Source organism: Mitsuokella sp. oral taxon 131 str. W9106 (genome assembly GCF_000469545.1).
Lineage (GTDB): Bacteria > Bacillota > Negativicutes > Selenomonadales > Selenomonadaceae > AWVT01.
This window is the reverse complement of the sequence record NZ_KI273065.1, coordinates 162,011-178,176: the sequence shown is the minus strand read 5'-3', so window position 1 is coordinate 178,176 and position 16,166 is coordinate 162,011. Positions and strand designations below refer to the sequence as shown.

Sequence of the window (16,166 nt, the reverse complement as noted above, 5' to 3'; positions counted from 1 at the left end):
TTATAGCGTAATCACCGGGAAAAAAGAAGGGCGGAAGGAATCCAGGCGAGCGGCGGCGAATTTAGGCATATTGTCTTATGGATAAAGAAAGAAGGATTTCGATGGGCATGACAACGGCAGAATTTATGGCAAAGGCGGCAGAGCTTGGAATCAAGGATCATGCAGCGAAACGAGTCGTCGCCATGCACGACAAGTTCGCTGCGCTGGGATTGGAACCGACGCCTTATGAGCAGATATTGAAGGCGTATCAGGGCAATTCCTGTCAGGATGCCTTTGAAGACGCACTCGCCAAGAAGGAATAAGCTCGCGATGTGTAAAAAGGAGGCGCGTGCATGGCAGGGCTGAACGAATTGCAGCGTCAGGCAGCAGAAAATCTGACGGATCACATCTTGCTGCTCGCACCAGCCGGAACGGGCAAGACGAATACGCTCGCATACCGTATCGCCAATATTTTGGCAGCCGGCAAGACGGAGCCGGAGGAAATCCTATGCCTGACGTTTACCAATAAAGCGTGCCGTGAGATGCGTGACCGCATAGAGGAGCGCGTAGGAGAGGCTGGCAGGCGCGTGCTCGTGCGGACATTTCACGCATTCTGCTACGACGTCTTACGCATGGAGGCGAAGCGCAGCGGAGATTTTTTTTCCGATGCGGCAATTTTCGATGAAGTCGATTGCCAAAGCCTATTGCGCGACCTCCTGGAAGAGGATTGGCCGCTTTTATCCGTGCAGAATCTCGTCGCGGAGCTCAAGACGGAGCGCGCTTCCCGTGCCATCGATACGGGCGACGTCTTTGCAGATTACCGCTTGGCGTTGGAATGCATTCGAACGGAACAGGAGACGCGCCTGCGCCGCCTTGCTGTTGACGGTGGTTTTCATTTTTACAATCGGCTCTTCCTCTGGTGGTGTGGGAATGGACCGCGTGTCACGGCAGAGTACGATCAAAGGCTCCATGAGCTGCACGGGCTGGATTTCACCGATCTCATCGCAGGGGCGGCGCGCCTTTTGGCCGAGGATGCCGTGGCGATCAAGTGGGCGCGTCGGTTCGCCTACATTCATATCGATGAAGTGCAGGATACGAGCGAATTGGAGTATGCGATTCTCTCGCGCATCTTCGGAACGAGCAGGCTGCTGCTCGCGGGCGATTGCTTTCAGACCATTTACGAGTGGCGCGGATCGCGGCCGGAATGCGTGCTGCATCAATTTGAGCTGGCATACCATCCCATTCGCATCGTGCTTACGAAAAATTACCGTGCGACGCAGACGCTCTTGTCGGCGGCGTTCGGCGTGCTCAAGGGACTCTTTGGGAGGCGTGTTGCGGATTTCTATCCGCAGGGGATTCACGCGGCGAGCACCTGCATCGGTGCGCCGATCCTCTTGAAGAGCGCAATGGATTTTGCGGAAGAAGCACAGTGGATCTACGGGCAGATCCAGCAGCTCGCGCCGGATGATGCGTCGCGTATCTGCATCTTGACGCGAAGCAATCGGTACAACAAAGACTTGTCCGGGCAGTTTCGCAGTCTTTCCACACTCGTTGCGGAGGAGGAGAGGCTGCCTTTTATGCGCATCGACGATATGAAATTCTTTCGGCGGCAGGAGATCAAGGATGTACTCGCCTTTTTGAAGCTTATCGTCAACAAACACGATACGGCAAGCTGCATTCGCCTCTTAAATCGATTCGGGCGCGGGATCGGACCTGCTACGATCCGAAAGATAGCGGCCGCTGCCTATCGGGCAGCGGGCATTCGCATCACAGACTACCTCGACGATGCGGCGAGACGCTTTGGCGATCCATTTGCCGTGCTCCTCACGGCACTTGACGAAGAGAATGTCGTCGTCTTCGATGTCGAGGCGACGGGGCTGGACGCGACACGCGATGAGATCATTCAAATCGCCGGCATTCGGCTTGCGAAAGACGGGAAAGCAAAGGCGAAATTCAATCGGTTGCTCACGCCGTCGATTTCAGTCGGCACGAGCGAACGCGTTCACCATATCACGGATGCGTGGTTAAGGGAGCACGGCGAAAATGCGCGAGATGTCTTGCAGGCATTTTGTGTGTTTGCCAAAGGGAGCGTTATCGTCGGGCACAACGTGACGTACGATCTTTCCATTCTCGGCAGCCACCTCGCGCGGCTCGGTCTTCCACAGCTCGATTTCCGCACGTACTACGATACGCTCGACTTGTTTCGGCGATTTTATCCGGAGCTTCCGAATTATAAGCTTTCGTATCTCGGCAAGTTCTGCAGCGTTTCGCATGAGTCCACGCACGATGCGTTCGATGATATACGTGCGACCGCAGAGATCCTGCATTATGTCGTCGAGCACGACGTGCGCCCGCATGAAAAAGAGCGACGTATCTATATGGCCAAGTGGAAAGATGGATTTGAGGACTTTGCGATGCACATGCACGCGTTTCGTGAGGCGGCTGGCACGCTGCGCCCGTGGCAGCTCCTCGGCCGCATCGTCGTGGATGCAGGCATTGACGCTTACTACCGCGCGCGAGGGGAAGAGCAGCGCATCGAGAACCTGCGCGACCTTTTCCGTCAGGCACGCGATTTCGATGATCCGAGCATGCGCCCCATGGACGCCGTCCTACGCTTCCTGCGCTATGCGACGCTTTCGACAACGGAGCTCGATGCGCTTTCGACACATCCGAAAATTCCGATCCTCACGATCCATCAAGCGAAGGGCACGGAATTTGACTACGTGTTTCTCGCAGGGCTGCAGGAAGGGACATTTCCCAGTTTTTCCGTCGGGCAGGATGACCGTATGGAAGAGGAAGCGCGTCTGTTCTACGTTGCGATCACGCGCGCGAAGAAGCAGCTCTTCCTCTCCTGGAGCCAATATCTCTATGGACATGAACGCACGGCAAGCCGTTTCCTGCGGGCTTTGCCGAGGGATCGTGTCGAACGCTTGTAGGACAAAAGGGAAGCGGATTTGACAAACGGGTCTGTCCTTGCTATAATGTACCCGTTGGTATAAGTAGTCAAGACAATCGCGGCAGCGGTTACGCTGATGAGGAAAGTCCGGGCTCCACAGGGCAGTGTGCTGGATAACGTCCAGCGAGGGTGACCTTAGGGAAAGTGCCATAGAGATTTAGACCGCCTGCTTTGCAGGCAAGGGTGGAAAGGTGCGGCAAGAGCGCACCAGCAGTCAGGTGACTGGCTGGCTTTGGCAAACCCCACACGGAGCAAGACCAAATAGGGAAGGGATGATGCGGCCCGCGGAACCTTCCGGGTAGCGTCGCTTGAGCCGGCAGGCAACTGTCGTGCCTAGATAAATGATTGTCGCCGCACAAGCGGAACAAAACTCGGCTTACTGACTGCTTATGACAACAAAAGGGAATCATGACACTGGCTGCGATACGCAGCCTGTTTTCATGTTAAGAACAAATCTGAAAAAAGAATGGAAACATAGTGAAAGAAGTTTTCGTTTTGAAGTAGGCGTAATGCGGCATAGCCGTATTATTATAGATGGGTTCATGCAACGGGATGCGTGGCGTCTCATGCGGCGCATCTGTGTATCGTTTGCAGCAAGCCGAGTCCAGCCCAGGAGCGGGGGAACCAATGTCTCGCAAGGCGCTGATCCAGGTTTTGGACAGAACCTTGCGGTATGGGGTGAACGCATGCCACTGCGGTGTCAGGCAGGATTGCCTTCATGGCAGTGCATGCGAGGGTGGCTTTCTTCATCCTAACCCGGCAGCTAACCTCGTAGGCGAATAAAGAGAGGAGTGGATTTTTGAGAAAAGCAACGCGTGTATTTCTACTATCCATGGTCTTGATGTGCTGGTTCGCTGTATGCAGCGCTTCTGCGTTCCGTGTTGGTGACGAGGGCAGTGATGTTGCCGAGATCCAGGGACAGCTTGCGAGCCTCGGCTACGATGTCGCGGCAGACGGCGCATTCGGCCCTGCTACGGCGGAGGCGGTCAAAGCATTCCAGGCTTCGCAGGGGCTTGAAGCGGATGGCCTCGTCGGTCCGTCGACGTATGCGGCGCTTCTCGGCAAGTCGATGCCGGAGATTTCGCGCGGGTCGAACTACATTGCGCGGCGTGTCGTATCGGATTCGATGAACTATCTTGGCGTTCCTTACGTTTTTGGCGGCACGACGCCGAGCGGGTTTGACTGTTCCGGCTATGTTCGTTACGTTTTCGCAAATGCGGGCATTTACCTTCCGCGTACGGCAGATGCGCAGTATGAATGCGGCTATCCTGTTTCGACGAGCGAGCTGCAGGCGGGCGATCTCGTATTCTTCTCCACGTACGATGTTGGCCCATCTCACGTCGGCATCTATCTCGGCGACGGAGAATTCATCAATGCATCTTCGAGCCAGGGTGTCTCGATTGCCTCGATTTACAGCTCTTATTGGGGCTCCTGCTACATTGGCGCGCGCCGTGTCATGTGATACCATGCGTTATGTAAGAGAGGCATCTGCCTCTCTTTTTTCTCTTAAGAAGGATGGTTTTGGATGGGCGACGCTTTCCTTTTGCTGCTCGTTTTCTTGATGATTGCATACACGTTTTGGGATGATCTTTTTACGCATTGAAGAAGGAAATCCTCCTGCATTAGCGAATTGTTCCAAATGGGTGGAAATGTAATGCCGAGACAATTATGAATAAGGAGCGGAAGAAATGACAAAAGTTAGGATTCTCAACATGATGTTCTATGGATTTCATGGTGTCTATGAGTACGAGCGTGAGCAGGGACAAAAGTTTTACATTGACGTTGAGGTTGACACGAAAGATGACCGGGTCTCCGACACGGATCGGATCGAGGACGGCGTCGACCCTGCTTCGATCTACGATATCGTAAAAGAAGTGACGGAGAACAAGCGCTTTCAGATGCTTGAGGCGCTCTCGGCACATATCGGGAACCAGCTCCTCGCGAAATATCCGCATTTTGCACGCGTTACGACGCGCATCCGCAAGCCGTCCGTTCCAATCTCCGGCCCGATGGACTATATCGAGGTCGAGACGACGCGCGAAGCGAAGTAAGACATGCGTGCCGTTGCATAGAAGCCGGTTCATTCTGTCGTGTCGTGATCCCCAAAACGTTAGGCCTGAGCGTAGCAGCCATCATGCTGCTGCGCTTTTTCTATGCTGCATTGGCTGGTCGATGTGCTACGGACTGAGCCGGCACAGATGCTTCTTGGTCATCTGCAGGATTCTTTTTGTGTACAAAAAAGATGAAATCTTGTACAATATGGCAGTGAGGTTAGGAATTTGGCTGTTATAAGGAAGTTTGTCATGGAGTACAAGGCGGGATACACGGAAGAAGAGCGGGAACGAATTCGGCTTTTTCATCTCCTGATGGAAAAGTTGGAAGCGGGAGCGTTCGATGATGCGTATTTGGCGCTGCTCGCACGGTTTTGGAAACGCGATGCGGATGATGCGGAGGGGGAGATTCTCTATGCGCGTTACGCCCTCGCACAAGGGGGCGTTTCCGTCGCAGCCGAATACGCGAAAAAAGCCTTTCGCCATCGAAAAGTGAATCTTGTGTTATGGGAAGTGCTTCGCGACGTTTATAAAGCGGAGCGCGATTTTCCCATGGCGATGCTCTTTATGGGCTTTCTGTCCGATCTGTATGGTATGCCGATCCAACTCGATGTGCCACGCCATGAACTGAACGATTCGCTGGAGTTTCTCTCCCTTGGCATGAGCCAAGGGAATTATGCGCCGGTTGCACGGCATCGCATGGAGATGACAGAGGAAGGGCTTTTGGATCAGAAAAAGTCGTATATCGGTACGTTTCTTCCTACCATGTATCAGAGAGAAAAACAACGCTATTGGGTTGGCGCCTATGTGGAGGCGGCATCGTTTCTGGATGGCCGCGGGATGCTCTTAAAACATATCGCAGCACATGAAAGGCTCGTTGAGGATGCGGATCTTCCATTTGATCTTATGAAGGCAGCGGAGCTTCCGGCGGGCGAGGAACATCGTGTGGAAGTGCCTGAAGGCGGGGCTATCCTTCCGGTTGCGGGCACAGAGCTTGGGCAGGAGTTCCGCTTCCATGAACTCCAGACAGGAAAGGCAGGCGGGAATGACCTTGGCCTGTATGCATTTCAGTTTTATCGCCTGAAAGAGGCAACCAATATTTCTTCCGATCAGACGATGGTATGCGGGGCGCCGATACCGCTTGGGCACAGCCCGAAAAGACGCAAGGTCGTTTTGAGCCTTTTTCTCGATGCGTTTTGCTGGCGTGCCATCAAAGACGAAATGTATGCACTCGTGCCGAATATTTTGCGGTTTTTTGAACAAGGCGTCATCTTCGATGACCATCATTCGGTTTCGGAATACACATATCCATCGGTGCCGTCCATTGAGACCGGTCTTTATCCGCACCACACGCAGATTTATAGTGAACGCGAATCGTACGCGATCAATCCGGATGTGCAGACCCTTTCGAGGGAAATGAAAAAACTTGGTTACTATTGCACGATATTGCTCGGTGCGGGCGATAGTGTTTGGACAGAGGTCTTGGATGGACATGACCGTATCCTTGCGAATCCGTACGGGCTTCGCGTGCATGATGGCGTTGCGCGAGCGATTTCGCAGCTAGAGGCGTTTCATGAGGTGGACCAATTCCTGGTCGTGCATACGATGGATCTGCATCCTTGGGGACCGCGAACGAAAGGTCAGCTTCCGCTTTCGGCGCAGACTTCTCTTCCTATTGCAGAACGCAATACGGTCGGCGAGGGCAAGGTGACTTCCGTTTACCTGCCGAAAAATGAACGCTATGCGGCATGGACGCGTGAGGCGGCACGTGAGACGGATCGTGCGCTCGGCTGGCTGTTCGACTATATTGCCGAGCACTACGAGGAAGATGAATTCCTTGTGATGCTTTATTCGGACCACGGCCTTCCCATTTATGAGAAAAACCACTATCTTCTTAGTGATTATCAAACCGGTGCGGCCTTCATGCTTCGCGGAGGCGGCGTTCCTTCACTCGGACGAGTGGAAGAAATGACGAGCACGGTGGATATCTTCCCGACCCTCGGATCGCTTTTGGGCTTCCCCGTCCGCGTTGTGGATGGATGCGTTCCGAAGGTGCTTGGCGGTGAAGAACGTGGGTACGCGATCAGCATGTCCCTCTATCCTGGCATCCCCTTTTTCTGTGCGATTCGCACGAAGGCGTACGAATGGCGCCTCAAGTCGCTGGAGATCACGGATGAGGATGGACGTGCCGATCTTCGTGGCGCGAAACGCGTGGTCTATCGTCGCGGTACGGAAAAAGAGACGAAGGATGCAAACGTGATTCAATTTTTCGACGGCATTGCAAAGGCTTTCCTCGATACGATTGACAGCCATGGCCTGCAGTGGCCCGATATGCGGAAAGCGCGGCCCGCATGGTATGAGGAACGAAAACCAGGTGATGCCGATAAAATCTAACCGAGCCGATACCCTTTTATTAGAGATAGAAAAAAATTTTTTTCAAAAATTGCTAGGATTTTTCGCGTGCCCATAGAATAATATATAATATGCAGCACAAGCTCCGCAAAAGGGCTTGTAACGGAAGCAGAAGCAAAAAGGGGAGTTTTGCTTTGTTGCGCAGGCAAAGATTAAGGGGGCATTTACTTTGGAAATATCGACCGTCATAGGGTTGGTCATGGGTCTTATATCGGTCTTCGTCGGTATGATCCTGAAAGGCGCGCCGCTGAGCGCAATGAACAACCCGGCAGCATTCCTTATCATCATCGGTGGTACGTTCTCATGCCTGTTCATCGCGTTCAAGATGGATCAGCTGAAGACGTTCCCGAAGCTGGTCGGCATGACGTTCAAAAAGCCGCCTGTTCATGAGAAGGCTGCGCTTTTGCAGCTCTTTGTCGAGCTGTCCCAAATCGCGCGCCGTGAAGGTATCCTTGCCCTTGAGAGCAAGGTGCAGGAGATCGAAGACCCGTTCTTCCGTACCGGTCTCGGCATGGTCATCGATGGCATGGATCCGGATTTCGTCGGCGATGTCCTCGACGCGGAGCTTTCGGTCATGCAGGAACGCCATGCGACGGGACGTCTCATGCTCTCGCAGGCAGGCACGTACGCACCGACACTGGGCGTTCTCGGTGCCGTCGTCGGCCTGATCGCAGCACTCGGCAACCTGAACGATGTCGATAAGCTCGGTCATGCCATCGCAGCTGCATTTATCGCGACAATCCTCGGTATTTTCTCGGCATACGTTATCTACCTGCCGCTCGCCAACAAGCTCAAGCTCTTGTCGGAGGAAGAGGTCAGCGAGAAGCGCATGATCATAGAGGGCATTCTTTCCCTGCAGGCAGGCGATTCGCCGACGGCCATCGAAGCAAAGCTCATGGTATTCATCCCGCAGTCCCAGCGTGACGCACTGAAGGGTGGCGAGTAAGATATGGCGAAACGGAAAAAGCGTGGAGCACCCCATGAGGAAGAAGCAAGCGAGGCTTGGCTGCTTCCGTATTCGGATCTCATGACGCTGCTCCTCGCGCTCTTTATCTCACTCTTTGCAATCTCACAGACAGATCAGACGAAAGTAACGGCAATGGCACAGGCGTTCAGTTCGGCATTCAATATGGGCGGCCCGTCGTTCTTCAATCAGATGGGACCGAGCCCTGGCCGTCAGGCGGAGATCCCGTACGATGAAGATAAGGGAAACTCGGCGTACATTCAAGAGAATCAGAAGCTTGAGCAGCTCAAGAAGGAAATGGACGACTACATCCAGCAGAACCAGCTCGACGAAGATCTCTCGACGGCGATGACGGACGATGGCTTGATGATTCGCATCAAGGAGAAGGCACTCTTCCCGTCGGGCTCAGCGGATCTCGTTGCGGAGTCGCAGAAGATCGGACCTGTCGTAGCAAATCTTCTTGCAACGGTGTCACAGCGTGTCATCATCACGGGGCATACAGACAACGTGCCGATCCATAATGCGCGTTTCCCGACGAACTGGGATCTGAGTTCGGCACGCGCGCTGACGTTCATGAAGTTCCTGTTCTCGATCAATGGGAAACTGGATCCCGCGCGGTTCAGTGCGATCGGCTACGGCGAGTATCGTCCGATTGCGGATAATGCCACGGATGAAGGACGTGCGCAGAATCGCCGCGTAGAGATCTTGATTGCGCGCAGCAATCAGTTCAATCCGAATGAAGGCGTGAAAGGTGCGAATGGTGTTTCGCAGGGAGCACCGGGGGGCTCTGGTGCGAGCGGAACGCCGACTTCCATGGGGGGAGCTGCTGTCGTATCGGCACCGCACTGAGAACCAAAAGCCGGCTTTTGCCGGCTCTTTTATTTGAAGGGAAGGAGCGCGGCAATTGGTCTTAGGAATCGGAACCGACATCATTGAAATCGCTCGTGTGCAGCAGGCAATCCGAAAATCGGCTTTTGTGCATCGCGTCTTTACAAAAGCGGAATGTGCTTACTGCGAAGGGCGCGGCAAGCAGGCAGCGGCAAGCTATGCAGCACGATTTGCCGCGAAGGAAGCCGTGCTGAAATCCTTGGGGACGGGATTGCGCGGCGGCACGCTTCTGGATATCGAAGTTTCAGTCGATGCGCTCGGCGCTCCGCATATTGCTTTGCATGGCTGTTTTGAGGCTCTTGCAAAGGAAATGGGGGTAAAGCGAATCTGGGTATCGATGAGCCATTCGCGGGAATATGCGACGGCACAGTGCGTGATGGAGGGATGCAAATGAAGGTATCAACGGCAGAGGAAATGCGCCGTATCGACAGGCGCGTGCAAGAGGAATACGGACTGCCGGAGCTCGTTCTTATGGAAAATGCCGGCTCGCATGTCGCGGAAGCAGTGGAAACGCTCGCGGGCGGAAGGGCAGAAGGCAAACGGGTGTGTCTCATCGCAGGAAGCGGCAATAACGGCGGCGATGCGTTTTCAGCGGCACGTTATCTCGTGAACCGTGGCGCGAGGGTCCAGGTGTTTCTCGCTGGTGAAAAAGGGCATCTCAAGGAAAGCCCTGCTGTGATGTTTCAGGCGCTCGAACACATGGCGGCGGAGATCCATCCGCTGGAAGGGGACCGCGACTGGGATCGCCTGCGCCTTTCCCTGCGTTTTGCCGATGTCATCGTCGATGGGATCCTTGGAACGGGATTTTCCGGCGAGCTTCGGAAAAAAACGCTTCGCCTCATCGAGATGATCAATGAGGCGAAAAAGCCCGTTCTTGCGATCGATGTGCCAAGCGGAGTCGAAACGGATACGGGCGTCGTTGGGACGGCTGCTGTCAAAGCGGCGGCGACGCTCTCGCTCGGTCTTCTGAAACCGGCACATTTTTTTGGGAGCGGGGCAGGGCTTGCAGGCGATGTCTCAGTCCATGACATTGGAATCCCACAGGAACTATTGACCGCGAAGGAAATTCATCAGTCGCTTATCGACGAGGCGCTTGCCAAGACGATCCTTCCTGTGCGTCCGCGGACTGTGCATAAAGGATCGTGCGGGCGCCTGCTCGTCGTTGCGGGCTCGCGCGGCATGACGGGGGCAGCAGCTCTTGCAAGCACTGCCGCATTGCGCGCAGGCGCGGGGGTCGTGACGCTTGCGTCCGGTGAAAGCCTGCAGGATGTATTCGCGATGAAGCTCACCGAGGTCATGACGCAGCCGATCCAAGAAAATGAGGATGGGCATCTCGGCGGGGCAGCAGCACTCGACCAGCTTACGCATCTTGCAGCAGGGCATGACATGGTGCTCATCGGTCCAGGGCTCGGCCGCGCACATGAGACGATGGAGCTCGTGCGCTGCCTCGGAACGGCAATAAAAAAGCCTGTCATTCTTGATGCGGACGCGCTCTACGCGTTTCGAGGACAGGCAGAGCTGCTGAAAGAATTCCATCAGATGCCGATTTTGACGCCGCATCTCGGCGAGATGGCGGGGCTTCTCGGTACGACGGCCGAGGCGGTCCGGCAAGATCGGATCGCTTCGGCGCGAGCTGCGGCAAAAGATTATCAATCGATTTTTGTCTTGAAGAGCGAATGTACGCTGGTCGCCTATCCCGATGGCGACGTATTCCTTACGACGAAGGGAAATGCAGGCATGGCGACAGCAGGTTCCGGCGATGTGCTCGCGGGCACGATTGCGGGGCTTGTCGGACAGATGCAGGGCGCACTTGCCCCGCTGCTCGGCGTCTATCTCCATGGCAGTGCAGGCGACCTTGCCTACGCAGCAAAGGATTGCGGGCTCATTGCCTCGGATCTCGTCGATAAATTGCCAGAGGCGCGTGCGCTTCTGGCAAATGAATATGAAATGCTTGCTTAAAAAGAGCATTGTCTTTTCCACTGATACAAATCGTATTCTGTAATAGATGCCCTATTGACAATCTGTATAGGCTGGTAATAAAATAGAGAAAGTTTCATTTTAGAAAAGAGGAATCACCATGGCAAATGCAAAAGTGGACTGGGCGAATCTCGGTTTCGCCTATCAGCCGATTTCCAAGCGCTATGTCGCAAATTACAAGGACGGAAAATGGGGAAGCGGCGTTCTGACGGATGATCCGACGGTGCGGATCAACGAGTGCGCCGGCATCCTGCAGTACTGTCAGGAGGTCTTTGAAGGACTCAAGGCGTACAAGACAAAGGATGGCCGCATCGTCGCGTTTCGTCCCGATATGAATGCGGAGCGCATGTACGACTCGGCAAAGCGCCTTGAAATGCCGCCTGTGCCCAAGGACATGTTCCTTGAGGCCGTCGATCAGGTCGTCGCAGCAAACAAGGATTGGATCCCGCCGTTCGAGTCGGGTGGCGCACTCTATCTGCGCCCGTATCTCTTTGCATCGGGGCCCGTCATCGGCGTCAAGCCGTCGGATGAGTACCAGTTCCGCCTCTTTGGCACGCCGGTCGGTTCTTACTTCAAAAATGGGATCAAGCCGATCACGCTTTGCGTCAGTGACTTTGACCGCGCCGCGCCGCACGGCACAGGCCATATCAAGGCAGGGCTCAACTATGCGATGAGTCTCCATGCGTACATGACAGCACATTCCAATGGATTCGATGAGAACATGTTCCTCGATCCAGCGACGCGTACGTATGTCGAGGAGACGGGCGGTGCGAACTTCCTCTTCGTCACGGAGGAGCATAAGATCGTCACGCCGAAGTCGGATTCCATTCTCCCGTCGATCACGCGCCGCTCGCTCATGCACATCGCCGAGTCGCTCGGCTATGAGACGGAGCAGCGCCCCGTAAGGCTCAGGGAGGTCGGGGATTTTGCCGAAGCAGGGCTTTGCGGCACGGCGGCAGTCATCTGCCCCGTTGGCAAGGTCGTCGACCACGGCAAGGAGATCTGCCTGCCAAGCGGCATGGAGAAAATGGGTCCCGTGCTTACGAAGCTCTACGAGACGCTGCGCGGCATCCAGCTCGGCACGATCGAAGCGCCGGAAGGCTGGATTCGCGAAATCAAGTAAAGCGATATTTATGAGGAGGACAGCGGTCATGATGTGACGCGGCGATGCACGTAAGCGAACCGTCATGCCAAAACCCAAAGAAGCCCTCTCGTTCCATATCCGTCCGATTGGCCCTTGTCAAGCGAAGTGCGTTTGCCAAGAAGATGGTATCTCGTGGAATGAGAGGGCTTTTGGCTTGCGCAATCGTCGCTGCGTGTTGGGCATCGTCTTGCATCCGCGGAATGGCTGCTTGTTTTATGGGTGCTCACATCAAAAATTTTCATAGCGCACAAGGAAAATACGCGATGGGGAGAGAATAGCAACTATATAGCGTTTTGGCTTTTTGTATCGGATAAAGGTTTCGGAAGTTGATTAGAGGGGTTTGTATGCCACTTGATTTGTCGTTGCCATTTGAGTTCCACGGGATGTTTCGCGGGCTCCTCTCCACGATTGGACCGATCGACGTGCTCGATATTTTTGTCGTTGCCGCGATCTTGTACAAGGCTTACGAGATGCTGCAGGACACGCGTGCAATCACGCTTGTCAAGGGCATTCTCGTCCTGCTCGCGATCGCTGTCATAAGCAGCTTTTTGCAGCTTCATGCCATTTCATGGCTGCTCCAAAAAGCGATCACACTCCTGTTCGTCGCACTGCCGATCGTATTCCAGCCGGAGCTTCGCCGTGCGCTTGAGCATCTCGGACAGGGCAAATTTCTCGGGGCGGTCGTTTCCCTCGACGATGATGAAGCACGTTCGGTCGTCCACGAGCTCGTGAAGGCCGTCCGCGTGCTTGCCGCGAACAAGACGGGGGCGCTCCTCGTCATCGAGCGCAACATGAGGCTGAACGATGTCAGCGCGACAGGCATACAGATCGACGGGCTCATTACCGCCGATTTCCTTTTGAATGTGTTTATCCCGAATACACCGCTGCACGATGGCGCCGCTGTCATTCGCGGAAAGCGCCTCATCGCGGCGGGATGCCTCCTGCCGCTCACGGAAAACCGCTCGCTTTCCACCGAACTCGGCACGCGCCACCGTGCAGCAATCGGTCTTTCCGAGCAGTGTGACGCGCTCATCGTCGTCGTCAGCGAGGAGACGGGCACGATTTCCGTCGCGGAGAACGGCCGCATCATGCGCCATCTCAATGCGGACTCGCTGAGGAATGTCTTGCGCCCCGTGTTCAATCCACCACAGGCGGGCATCCGAGACATGGTGAAGAACTGGAGGCGGAAAGAATGATGACACGATTCCGAAATCTCGTGCAGCGCAATCTGCCGGCAAAGATCGTATCCATTTTGGCGGCCGTCGTGCTTTGGAGCTTCGTCATGAACGATCAGAATCCCGTCATTGATGGGAGCTTCACGGTGCAGATCCAGCTCGTCAATGCGCCCGATGGGTACAAGATTACGCAGGAAACGAAGAGCGCGAAGGTGAAGGTGCGAGGTGTGCGCTCCCTCTTCATCAATGCCTCGGAGAAAGACTTCAAGGCGTATGCCGATCTTTCGGACGTCACCTCCGGCAAGAACAGCATTCCGATCAAAACGGTATTGCCACAGGGATTTGAGCTCGTCGAAGTAGAGCCGGACAGTGTGTCCATCGTGGCAGAAAAGCTCGTGAGCAAGGTGTTCCGCGTCGAACTTGCCGAAACGGGCACGCTCGCGCCGAACCGAACGGTCGCACACATCAGCACGCCGCTTGAGCAGGTCACCGCATCCGGAACAGAGGCAGCCGTCAAAGAAGTCGTGCGCGTCGTCGGCTATGTTCGCCTAGGGGAAAACAGTGAAGACTTCACGCAGAAGGTCTCGCTTGTGGCACTGAATCAGGAGGGGCGTGAAGTGCAGGGCGTGACGCTTTCACCGGAACAGGCATCGGTAAGCGTGCAGCTCGCGCGAGGCCTCTCCAAGAAGGTCGTTGCGATTCTTCCCGTTGCCGGCACGGATCTAGATAAAACGCTTTCGGTCAGTTCGCTTCGTGCCGACCCATCCAAGGTGGAGATCGCAGGTCCTGAGGATGCGATCAAGGGAATTTCTGCGATCGAAACGGAGAAGATCTCCCTTTCTGACGTCAAGAAAACCATGGACAAGACGGTCAGGCTGCATCTTCCCGACGGCGTGACAGTCACCAATCCGGAAGTGACGGTACATATCGAAGTCAAGGACAAGAAAAAAGAGTAATAAAGAGTAATGGAGTGTGGATCATACGTGATACGGATTCGTAATTTCGCCGTTCCGTTTACGGATGAAACGGATCTAAAAGAGCTTGTCGCACATCGCCTTTTGCTGCCACCTCAGCAGATTGTTGAGGTGGTAGTCGTGCGTAAAGCGATAGATGCAAGGCGCTATCGCGGCGCGCCGATTTCCTTCGTCTACATTCTGGACGCTCGCCTCGCAGGTGGAAGAGGTGCAGAGAAGAGGGCACTGCATCGATTCAAACGCGATGCCAATGTGGAGCAGAGGGCACCGGTCAAGCCGTTTTCTGTTCCGCAGGCAGGGCGGCAGGGCGCGCGTCCCGTCGTTGTCGGATTCGGTCCTGCCGGCATGTTTGCCGCGCTGACGCTCGCCCGGGGCGGAATGGCTCCACTTGTGCTCGAACGCGGGCAGGATGTGGATACGCGCCATGCCGATATCACTCGTTTTTGGAAAGGCGGCGGGCTGGCCCCAGAGTCGAATGTGCAGTTCGGCGAGGGCGGGGCAGGCACGTTCTCCGACGGCAAGCTGACGACGCGCATCAACGACAGCCGTACGAAGGATGTACTCGAGACATTTGTCGCGGCAGGCGCGCCTGAAGAGATCCGCTGTTTGCAGAAGCCGCATATCGGAACGGATATCCTGCGCACGGTCGTCAAGCATATCCGAAAGGAAATCCTCCGTCTTGGAGGCGAGGTGCGCTTCGGGGCGCATGTCACGGATTTGGAGCTGGACGCGGACGGCATCGCGGCGCTCATCGTAAACGGTGAGGAACGGATCGCGGCACGGGAAGTGCTTATGGGCATCGGCCATTCGGCGCGTGATACGTACCGTATGCTGCTCGCGCACGGCGTTGCGATGGAGGGAAAGCCTTTCGCGATGGGCGTTCGGATCGAGCATCCGCAGACGCTTATCGATCAGGCACAGTACGGGGAAGACGCCGGAAGTTTGCGCCTGCCCGCCGCCGATTATGCATTGACGTATCAGGATCCCGTTACGGGACGCGGTACGTACTCGTTCTGCATGTGCCCTGGCGGGCTGGTCGTTGCGGCAGCGTCCGAGCTGGGACGCGTTGTGACGAACGGCATGAGCAACTACCGCCGCGATTCCGGCATCGCGAATGCCGCGCTTCTCGTGCAGGTTACGCCCGAAGACTTCGGGAAGGAAGTCCTTGGCGGCATGGCGCTGCAGGAGGAACTCGAAGGACGAGCCTTTCAGCTTGGGGGAAGCGACTATTTTGCGCCTGTACAGACGGTTGGCGATTTTTTGCGCGGCACATCCGGCTCGAAAGATTTTCTGACGCGTCCGACGTATGCGCCCGGCGTGCGGAGCGCCGATCTCCACGCATGCCTGCCACATTTTATCACACAGGCATTGGAGGGAGCCCTACCGTACTTCGACCGCAAGATTGCGGGATTTGCCGATGCTAGGGCCGTCATGACAGGAGTCGAGACGCGTTCTTCCGCGCCGTGCCGTATCCGGCGCGACCGTGTGACATTCCTCGCGGAACGCACGCCGGGACTCTATCCGATCGGCGAAGGAGCAGGCTACGCAGGCGGCATTATGAGCGCTGCTTGCGATGGGATGAAAGCGGCGCTTGCTATTTTGGCACAAAACGAGCATAATCGTAGGCATGAATGAAAGATCGAATT

Annotated in this window: 14 protein-coding genes, 1 other RNA gene and 1 riboswitch; of the genes, 14 read left to right on the top strand and 1 reads right to left on the bottom strand. The window is 55.4% G+C overall.

Features of this window, described 5'->3' with window-relative positions:
* The first annotated feature begins 101 nt into the window (after nucleotides 1-101).
* From HMPREF1985_RS08665 to HMPREF1985_RS08650, 4 genes are all read left to right on the top strand, one after another.
* Nucleotides 102-302 carry a hypothetical protein gene (locus tag HMPREF1985_RS08665; RefSeq protein ID WP_040637514.1) on the top strand — a complete coding sequence of 67 codons (201 nt, stop codon included), beginning with the start codon at nucleotides 102-104 and terminating at the stop codon, nucleotides 300-302.
* Between the two features lie 30 nt (nucleotides 303-332).
* The gene (locus HMPREF1985_RS08660) at nucleotides 333-2,915 is read left to right on the top strand and encodes a 3'-5' exonuclease (protein ID WP_021772217.1); all 2,583 of its coding nucleotides are present in this window, start codon (nucleotides 333-335) and stop codon (nucleotides 2,913-2,915) included.
* 60 nt (nucleotides 2,916-2,975) lie between these two features.
* Nucleotides 2,976-3,329, top strand: an RNA gene (gene rnpB / locus HMPREF1985_RS10875) — RNase P RNA component class A.
* Between the two features lie 192 nt (nucleotides 3,330-3,521).
* Nucleotides 3,522-3,729: riboswitch (cyclic di-AMP (ydaO/yuaA leader) on the top strand.
* A gap of 38 nt (nucleotides 3,730-3,767) precedes the next feature.
* Complete coding sequence (locus tag HMPREF1985_RS08650; RefSeq protein WP_021772216.1) at nucleotides 3,768-4,397, top strand: C40 family peptidase; 630 nt, start codon at nucleotides 3,768-3,770, stop codon at nucleotides 4,395-4,397.
* Nucleotides 4,398-4,406: 9 nt separating this feature from the next.
* Here the strand turns inward: HMPREF1985_RS08650 and HMPREF1985_RS11740 are convergent, their stop codons facing one another.
* Nucleotides 4,407-4,535 (bottom strand): hypothetical protein, encoded by a 129-nt coding sequence (locus HMPREF1985_RS11740; RefSeq protein ID WP_255349305.1) that lies wholly within the window; start codon nucleotides 4,533-4,535, stop codon nucleotides 4,407-4,409.
* A gap of 88 nt (nucleotides 4,536-4,623) precedes the next feature.
* On the opposite strand from HMPREF1985_RS11740, the gene folB reads away from it, so the two are divergent.
* The 10 genes from folB to HMPREF1985_RS08600 all read left to right on the top strand — a co-directional run bounded on the left by folB (nucleotide 4,624) and on the right by HMPREF1985_RS08600 (nucleotide 16,155).
* Complete coding sequence (gene folB / locus HMPREF1985_RS08645; RefSeq protein ID WP_021772215.1) at nucleotides 4,624-4,986, top strand: dihydroneopterin aldolase; 363 nt, start codon at nucleotides 4,624-4,626, stop codon at nucleotides 4,984-4,986.
* Between the two features lie 252 nt (nucleotides 4,987-5,238).
* On the top strand, nucleotides 5,239-7,380 hold the full coding sequence (locus tag HMPREF1985_RS08640; RefSeq protein ID WP_021772214.1) for a sulfatase-like hydrolase/transferase: 2,142 nt from the start codon (nucleotides 5,239-5,241) through the stop codon (nucleotides 7,378-7,380).
* A gap of 169 nt (nucleotides 7,381-7,549) precedes the next feature.
* The gene (gene motA, locus HMPREF1985_RS08635; RefSeq protein WP_040637511.1) at nucleotides 7,550-8,344 is read left to right on the top strand and encodes a flagellar motor stator protein MotA; all 795 of its coding nucleotides are present in this window, start codon (nucleotides 7,550-7,552) and stop codon (nucleotides 8,342-8,344) included.
* A 3-nt stretch (nucleotides 8,345-8,347) separates the two neighbouring features.
* On the top strand, nucleotides 8,348-9,211 hold the full coding sequence (locus HMPREF1985_RS08630) for a flagellar motor protein MotB (RefSeq protein ID WP_021772211.1): 864 nt from the start codon (nucleotides 8,348-8,350) through the stop codon (nucleotides 9,209-9,211).
* A gap of 55 nt (nucleotides 9,212-9,266) precedes the next feature.
* Nucleotides 9,267-9,644: a holo-ACP synthase gene (gene acpS, locus HMPREF1985_RS08625; RefSeq protein WP_021772210.1), complete on the top strand. Its 378-nt coding sequence runs from the start codon at nucleotides 9,267-9,269 to the stop codon at nucleotides 9,642-9,644.
* A complete protein-coding gene (locus tag HMPREF1985_RS08620) occupies nucleotides 9,641-11,209 on the top strand; it encodes a bifunctional ADP-dependent NAD(P)H-hydrate dehydratase/NAD(P)H-hydrate epimerase (RefSeq protein WP_040637510.1) in 1,569 nt (522 codons plus the stop codon). Before acpS ends, HMPREF1985_RS08620 begins: the two co-directional genes overlap by 4 nt.
* 118 nt (nucleotides 11,210-11,327) lie before the next feature.
* Nucleotides 11,328-12,350, top strand: coding sequence for a branched-chain amino acid aminotransferase (locus HMPREF1985_RS08615; protein WP_021772208.1), 1,023 nt, complete (start codon nucleotides 11,328-11,330; stop codon nucleotides 12,348-12,350).
* A gap of 365 nt (nucleotides 12,351-12,715) precedes the next feature.
* Nucleotides 12,716-13,567, top strand: coding sequence for a diadenylate cyclase CdaA (cdaA, locus tag HMPREF1985_RS08610; protein ID WP_021772206.1), 852 nt, complete (start codon nucleotides 12,716-12,718; stop codon nucleotides 13,565-13,567).
* Nucleotides 13,564-14,502, top strand: a complete 939-nt coding sequence (locus HMPREF1985_RS08605) for a CdaR family protein (protein ID WP_021772205.1) — start codon at nucleotides 13,564-13,566, stop codon at nucleotides 14,500-14,502. The genes cdaA and HMPREF1985_RS08605 overlap by 4 nt, the downstream gene beginning before the upstream one ends.
* 27 nt (nucleotides 14,503-14,529) lie before the next feature.
* Nucleotides 14,530-16,155, top strand: coding sequence for an NAD(P)/FAD-dependent oxidoreductase (locus HMPREF1985_RS08600; protein ID WP_040637509.1), 1,626 nt, complete (start codon nucleotides 14,530-14,532; stop codon nucleotides 16,153-16,155).
* Nucleotides 16,156-16,166 lie beyond the last annotated feature (11 nt).

Excerpts from the sequence above, each read along its gene's own strand:
- HMPREF1985_RS08665 (WP_040637514.1), top strand. The coding sequence starts at position 102 with ATGGGCATGACAACGGCAGAATTTATGGCAAAGGCGGCAGAGCTTGGA.
- HMPREF1985_RS08660 (WP_021772217.1), top strand. The coding sequence starts at position 333 with ATGGCAGGGCTGAACGAATTGCAGCGTCAGGCAGCAGAAAATCTGACG.
- HMPREF1985_RS08650 (WP_021772216.1), top strand. The coding sequence starts at position 3,768 with ATGGTCTTGATGTGCTGGTTCGCTGTATGCAGCGCTTCTGCGTTCCGT.
- HMPREF1985_RS11740 (WP_255349305.1), bottom strand. The coding sequence starts at position 4,535 with ATGCGTAAAAAGATCATCCCAAAACGTGTATGCAATCATCAAGAAAAC.
- folB (WP_021772215.1), top strand. The coding sequence starts at position 4,624 with ATGACAAAAGTTAGGATTCTCAACATGATGTTCTATGGATTTCATGGT.
- HMPREF1985_RS08640 (WP_021772214.1), top strand. The coding sequence starts at position 5,239 with ATGGAGTACAAGGCGGGATACACGGAAGAAGAGCGGGAACGAATTCGG.
- HMPREF1985_RS08630 (WP_021772211.1), top strand. The coding sequence starts at position 8,348 with ATGGCGAAACGGAAAAAGCGTGGAGCACCCCATGAGGAAGAAGCAAGC.
- HMPREF1985_RS08620 (WP_040637510.1), top strand. The coding sequence starts at position 9,641 with ATGAAGGTATCAACGGCAGAGGAAATGCGCCGTATCGACAGGCGCGTG.
- HMPREF1985_RS08615 (WP_021772208.1), top strand. The coding sequence starts at position 11,328 with ATGGCAAATGCAAAAGTGGACTGGGCGAATCTCGGTTTCGCCTATCAG.
- cdaA (WP_021772206.1), top strand. The coding sequence starts at position 12,716 with ATGCCACTTGATTTGTCGTTGCCATTTGAGTTCCACGGGATGTTTCGC.
- HMPREF1985_RS08605 (WP_021772205.1), top strand. The coding sequence starts at position 13,564 with ATGATGACACGATTCCGAAATCTCGTGCAGCGCAATCTGCCGGCAAAG.